Annotated in this window: 8 protein-coding genes; 2 read left to right on the top strand and 6 right to left on the bottom strand. The window is 67.9% G+C overall.

Features of this window, described 5'->3' with window-relative positions:
• A partial coding sequence (locus VNL12_RS16665) for a site-specific integrase (protein WP_325596072.1) occupies positions 1–561 on the bottom strand: 561 nt, incomplete at its 3' end.
• 122 nt (positions 562–683) lie between these two features.
• Here VNL12_RS16665 and VNL12_RS16660 point away from each other — a divergent pair.
• Together VNL12_RS16660 and VNL12_RS16655 are read left to right on the top strand one after the other, a co-directional pair.
• The gene (locus VNL12_RS16660) at positions 684–1,079 is read left to right on the top strand and encodes a hypothetical protein (protein ID WP_325596071.1); all 396 of its coding nucleotides are present in this window, start codon (positions 684–686) and stop codon (positions 1,077–1,079) included.
• A complete protein-coding gene (locus VNL12_RS16655; RefSeq protein WP_325596070.1) occupies positions 1,072–1,362 on the top strand; it encodes a hypothetical protein in 291 nt (96 codons plus the stop codon). The genes VNL12_RS16660 and VNL12_RS16655 overlap by 8 nt, the downstream gene beginning before the upstream one ends.
• 193 nt (positions 1,363–1,555) lie before the next feature.
• Here VNL12_RS16655 and VNL12_RS16650 read toward each other — a convergent pair whose 3' ends face one another.
• The 5 genes from VNL12_RS16650 to VNL12_RS16630 form a co-directional block, all read right to left on the bottom strand.
• Entirely contained in the window at positions 1,556–2,233 is a 678-nt protein-coding gene (locus VNL12_RS16650; protein WP_325596069.1) for a hypothetical protein, read from the bottom strand.
• 33 nt (positions 2,234–2,266) lie between these two features.
• Positions 2,267–2,632 (bottom strand): hypothetical protein, encoded by a 366-nt coding sequence (locus tag VNL12_RS16645; RefSeq protein ID WP_325596068.1) that lies wholly within the window; start codon positions 2,630–2,632, stop codon positions 2,267–2,269.
• Positions 2,616–4,268, bottom strand: a complete 1,653-nt coding sequence (locus VNL12_RS16640) for a DNA methyltransferase (protein ID WP_325596067.1) — start codon at positions 4,266–4,268, stop codon at positions 2,616–2,618. Before VNL12_RS16640 ends, VNL12_RS16645 begins: the two co-directional genes overlap by 17 nt.
• A gap of 101 nt (positions 4,269–4,369) precedes the next feature.
• Positions 4,370–4,747: a hypothetical protein gene (locus tag VNL12_RS16635; protein WP_325596066.1), complete on the bottom strand. Its 378-nt coding sequence runs from the start codon at positions 4,745–4,747 to the stop codon at positions 4,370–4,372.
• The gene (locus VNL12_RS16630) at positions 4,687–5,208 is read right to left on the bottom strand and encodes a hypothetical protein (protein ID WP_325596065.1); all 522 of its coding nucleotides are present in this window, start codon (positions 5,206–5,208) and stop codon (positions 4,687–4,689) included. Before VNL12_RS16630 ends, VNL12_RS16635 begins: the two co-directional genes overlap by 61 nt.
• Positions 5,209–5,328 lie beyond the last annotated feature (120 nt).

Raw genomic sequence — 5,328 nt, 5'->3', positions numbered from 1 at the left:
CTGGTCGGCGTCCCACGTCGTGGGCTTGCGCGGACCGCCGGCCGGGAGATCGACGGTGTCACAGGGGTTGGACGGGATGAGGCCCATCCGGACGGCGTCCCGGAGCGCCGACGACAGAACGCTGTGCGTGACCCGGACGGTAGTCGGCCGAAAGCCGCCGACGAGCAGGGCCTGCTCCGCCGCCTCGACGTCGGCCGTGCGGAGCCGGTCGAGCGGCACCGGAAAGAGCGCGCGCATCCGGTTGAGGATCATCCGGTAGTTGTAGCGGGTGGCGGGCCGTAGCCGGGCGACTCGTCCCGCCAGCCACCCCTCGAGGTAGTCGCCGAGCAGCTGGTCAGACGCGATCCTGGCGGCGCCGGTCCGTCGGTCGGTGCGCCGCTCGGCCTGCCACGCGACCGCCTCGTCCTGAGTCAGCATCCCCTCCCGGCGATCCTGGACCCGCTTCTTCGTCGTCCAGTCCCGGCCGAGGTCCACCACGGCGCCCCACCGCTTCAGGCCGCGGGCGGTCAGGTAATGGTAGGTGCCGGGATAACGCTTGCTGGGCGTCGTCTTCGTTGCCATGGCGTCACCTCTTGCCAAGATAGAACACACGTTCTAGAGTGTAGGGCACCAGGGTCGGCCCGTCTGGGTCGCCGCGAGCGCCGAGAGCGCCTGTCGACGGAGATAGGTTGAGGAGTTGCGCGGTGGCGAAGCGACGGACGTTGAAGGTGGACGGCGGGGTCCTGGCCGAGATGTCGGTCGACGACGGCGCCCCCACGACGGTGGGGAGCTCGCTCGACGTGGCGGTCGAGCGCGGGGTGCGGGTGCGGGTCGGAAAGGCGCTCCCGGTGGAGAGCGACGACCCCGCGGTGCGGCGCCACTACTTCGAGCTCGCCGACCGGTTCGCGCAGGATCGGATTCGGCAGCTCCGAGATCAGCAGCCGATCCGGCCGATCGCCAAGGGCCTGCGAGCCGTGGCAGGCCGGGACGGGAAGGTGGTGTGCTGGCGGTGCGGGAACCGGACCGACGAGGTGGAGCGGTGCGACACCTGCGACGCGACCGGGCTGGTCCGGCCCGGCGGAGACCCGCTCGATGCCTGAGCGATCGGGGCGACCGGCCGGTGGGTCACCCGCCGCGGCCCCCATCTTCCACCGGGACCGCACGACGCCCGTCGACGGGTGTGAGCTGCGCGTCACGACCAGCATGGACTGGGAGTTCGAGGACCCGGCGACCAAGGTCCGCCACACGTCCCCGATCGGGCGGAAGCGGCTGATCGTCCAGGTCATGCGCGACGGCGAGCTGAGCGCGGTCGGGTCGCTGTACGCCGACGAGGTGCCGGGGCTGGTGGCGGTGGAGCGACCGAAGGGGCCGCGGCTGGGGTGAGACGTCATCAGGTATCCTGAAGACGGAGGCGACGATCCATGTCCATCCCAGATCCGACACACAACCCAGCCCCAGTTGCCTACGATGATCTCGTCGCCGCGTTCTTGTCCGTTGCCCAGTTACTGCGGGAGGAGTACCCCGCAGACCTCTCCCTCGCCGAGATCGTGGGTACGTACGGCGATCCCGACATGCGTCAAACAGCGGGGTTGGTAGACCGAGTCGAATCAGTCCTGTTCCCCAGGAAGTTCGCTTCCGCCTGATCCACGAGATCGGCCAAGTAGCGGTAGTAGAGGACGGCGATACCCTCGACTGATGGGTCCTCGATGGTTTCGCCCAAGTGGTGGGTCGGAGGGTCGGCGAAGCGGGAGTAGAAGTGGTGGCTTGGGTGGATAGGTCGGTCGGTGTAGACGAGCTCGGTCGTTCCGTCTGGCCGCATAACCTCCCATCCGCACCGTCCATAGTTGTCCGCCACAACGAAGTGGAGCACCCCAGGTGGCGGGTTAGGTGGCAGAAGGTCCGCGAATTCGACGTCCGGGCCAACGCAGATCCCTGTGCCGTCGAGCAGGAATTCTCCCCTCTTCTCGATGGCGTTGCGGAGCTCCCTGGTGAACTTGAGGAGCGGATCGTCGTTCGCCACCAGCACGAACGGCGCGTTCCATGTGTTGAATGCGTCCTTATCGACTCGGACGAGCTGCGTCGTCATTACGAAGAGAACACTCCGTCCACCGACGAACACCGCCCGCATTGCGGCCACCCGACGACCCCCGAGCCCGGACAATAGATCCTCGAGTCCTTGCCGGCACTCCATGAGTCGCTCACGCATGGCCGCGATCGCTTGTTCGTACTGCTCCCGTTTCGCTGCGTCGCTCATATCCGCCATCGTCCCCTCATCACGGCCACCACCTCACTCCCGCCCCGCCCGCCTGAGCCGCGAGCGTCGCTGCTGGACCGCGTAGGCCGTCCGGTCCAGCAGCCGCGCCACCTCGGCTGCCGTGCGTCCCTCGAGCTCGCGCAGCCGAGCGTCATCCTCGATGGTCCAGCGCTGCCACGAGCGGGGCGGCTGGTTGGGTCGGTCCCACAACGTCATCGCTCCCTGCTGCGCCAGCTGCCAGTGGTGGCCGCAGAGCCGACGCACGCCGGCGGCGCCCAGGTCGCCCGTGTACGCGACGGCGCCGCTGCAGGGCTCCCCGCGGGCCGTGAGGGCCTCGCAGGCAGTGGGTGGGGGCGGGCTCACCACAGCAACCACCAGCTGCTCACGCTTCGGCACCATGCGGCGCTGGGTGGGTACCGCCGATGTCGAGCGTCCCCTGCTGCGCGCCGCTGCCGGGCTTGACCCGGGGGGCCTTGGCGAAGGTGAGGACGCCGTAGGGGATCGCGGGCTGCCGGCCGTCCATCAGGTCGGCGATCGTCGCCATCTGGAGGCGGGGGTAGTCGCGCTGCCAGCCGGGCGATGTGTAGAACCCGGCGGTCGCCGCTTCCTTCCGCATCTCTGGCGTCGGCGCGTCGAGCGTCACGAGCAGGGCCATCTCGGCGCCCTCGCGCTCGAGCGTGCCGCGCAGGTCGCGGGTCGTCGCCGACGAGACGCCGCCGCTCTTCACCTGGACCAGGCAGCGCTTCGGCTTGCCGGTGCCGTCGTCGATGAAGGTGATGAGGCCGTCGATGCCGCGGTCCGCGCCCTTTTTCTCCCGACCCTCGACCGGCTTGGCGTGGACGAGCGAGAGGGCCCACCATTGGAACTGGTAGCGGTCCTGGAGGGCGAGCATCCGGGCGCTCCCCTCGTCGGCCGGCTCGCCGCGGACGTCGAACGCGATGCCGGGGAAGGAGTCGGTGAGCCGCTGCTTCATCAGCGTGATCGATAGGTGCGTGACGTCGATGCCGACCCAGCACCGCCCGAGCTTCTCGGCGGCGACGACGGCGGTCCCACAGCCGCAGAAGGGGTCCAGGACGACGTCGCCGGGGTTCGAGCTCGCCGAGATGATCCGCTCGAGGAGGGCGAGCGGCTTCTGGGTTGGGTAGCCGAGGCGTTCGCCGGCCGTCGGCGCCATCCGAATATCGGTCCAGACGTCTTGGAGCGGCGCTCCGTCAGAGTCGTCGAGGTACTCCTTCAGACCGTCCTTGCGGGGACGGCCGTCCCGTTGGAGAAGGATTCGGCCTTCGGCGTAGAGCCGTTCCAGCTCGTCAGGTCCAAATCTCCACTGCCTATCCGGTCCGGGATGCGTGCCACGCCATTCGACGGTCCGCGTCGCGGAGAAGTGCGGGGCGGTGAGGTTCTCAGCCTTGAAGGGGCCGCGCTCGTCACGGTACTTGAATCGGGCGAGTTGCTCACCTGAGTAGTCCTGGGTGATCCGGTTGAACGTCTTCAGCTCGCCCCGCGTGTAGAACAAGATGACGTCATGGATACGGCCGTAACGTTGCGGGTCGTTGTGCGAGGACGTCCGCTTCCAGGTGATCTCGTTTCGATAGTTCCTCGGTCCGAACACCGTGTCGAGGACGACCTTCAGGTAGTGGCTCGCTGTCGGGTCGCAGTGGAGGTAGAGGCTGCCGGTGGGCTTGAGGACGCGGTGCAGCTCCACCAGCCGCGCCGCCATCATCACCAGGTAGGCCATCATGTCGTTGCTGCCGACGAACTGACGGAGGGCCCCGACCATGCCCGCGACGTTCGCCGGCGCGGTCGTCACGAGGTCGTTGTAGGTGCGCTCGGCGGCGCTGTCCCAGGCCCAGGTGTCGGTGAAGGCCTCGATCTGGGCGGGGCTCGCCTCGCCGCTCTTCTCCTTGAACAGCACGTTGTAGTCGCGCTTGGAGTTGAAGGGCGGGTCGAGATAGACGAGGTCGACCGAGCCGTCGGCGATGTGATGCCGGAGGATGTCGAGGTTGTCGCCGTAGTAGAGGGTGTTCGGCGTCGTCATCGTCGCTCTTGTCACTCCTCCGTGGGACTCGCCGCCACCGTCCCGGCGACCACCGCGCCGGGGCTGATCCCGCCGTACCAGCGGGGACGTGTGGTCATGGACTAGCTCTCATCGGCGACGGACCACACCAGGAATATCAACCCGACCGCAGCCAGTGCCAGATTGCCTAGCCCCCACCAGAAGTTCGGGTCGTTGGCCCTGAACTCCTGGAGCACGTTGGGAACACAGACACCGAGGATGATGCCGCTGGCGGCCTTCCCCAACCGGACCAGGAAGGGCGTCGGCGTCCGTGCGCCGTGAAACATCCGGTCGGCGGCTTCGACGACATCCTGACCAACGACCGGCGACCGGCGACCTGCGCCGGCCACCAGTTTGGCTTGTGTCGTCAGCGCATCGGTGAACCAGTCGACCTGTGCCTTCAGTTCGGCACGTGCCCCTCGATCGAGCGAGAGGTTGGCGATCCGCTCCTTGGGCTCCATGGCTCAGGTCGACCTGCCACATCGAATGTCGGCCTGTCGACGCGATCGGCCACGGATGCCCGCACCTCCGAGAGGAAATCTGCTTCCTTCACCCGTACACGTTTGATCAGATCCTCGTACCAACGGATCTGCGTTTCCCGGACGAGTGCGGCGATCCCCATGGCGATCAGCGCGTAGGCAACCGTGCCACCGAGGGACACGGCCAACCATGCCGTCTGCGACAGGTTCGACGGCAACAGCGCGACGATCATCCCGATCGCCACGAGTGGGACGATCGCGATGCCCGCGACGTAGGCGAGCACCATCGCGTTCGATCGACGGTCCGGTAGACGGCCGGCGCCGAACGACCGCATGCGATGCAGCGTGGCGGATGCGTGGGTAGGGTTGAGATGGAGGTCCATGGCTGACTCCCGACGCCGCAACCCCAAGAGCACCGCGGGTGCGACGGACACCGGCATCATGCGGCGCATCGTCTGCCTGCGTCAACTTTCGACCGTACATCTGAGGCCCCATCACGGCCACCACCCCGCCACCTCGCGCACGGCGATCAGCACCGCGCCGACGCCGGCGCCCATGAGCGC

Source organism: Iamia sp., assembly GCF_035575815.1.
Classification (GTDB): Bacteria; Actinomycetota; Acidimicrobiia; order Acidimicrobiales; family Iamiaceae; genus Iamia.
The sequence above is the reverse complement of the archived record's forward strand: the minus strand, read 5'-3'. Positions and strand labels throughout refer to the sequence as shown.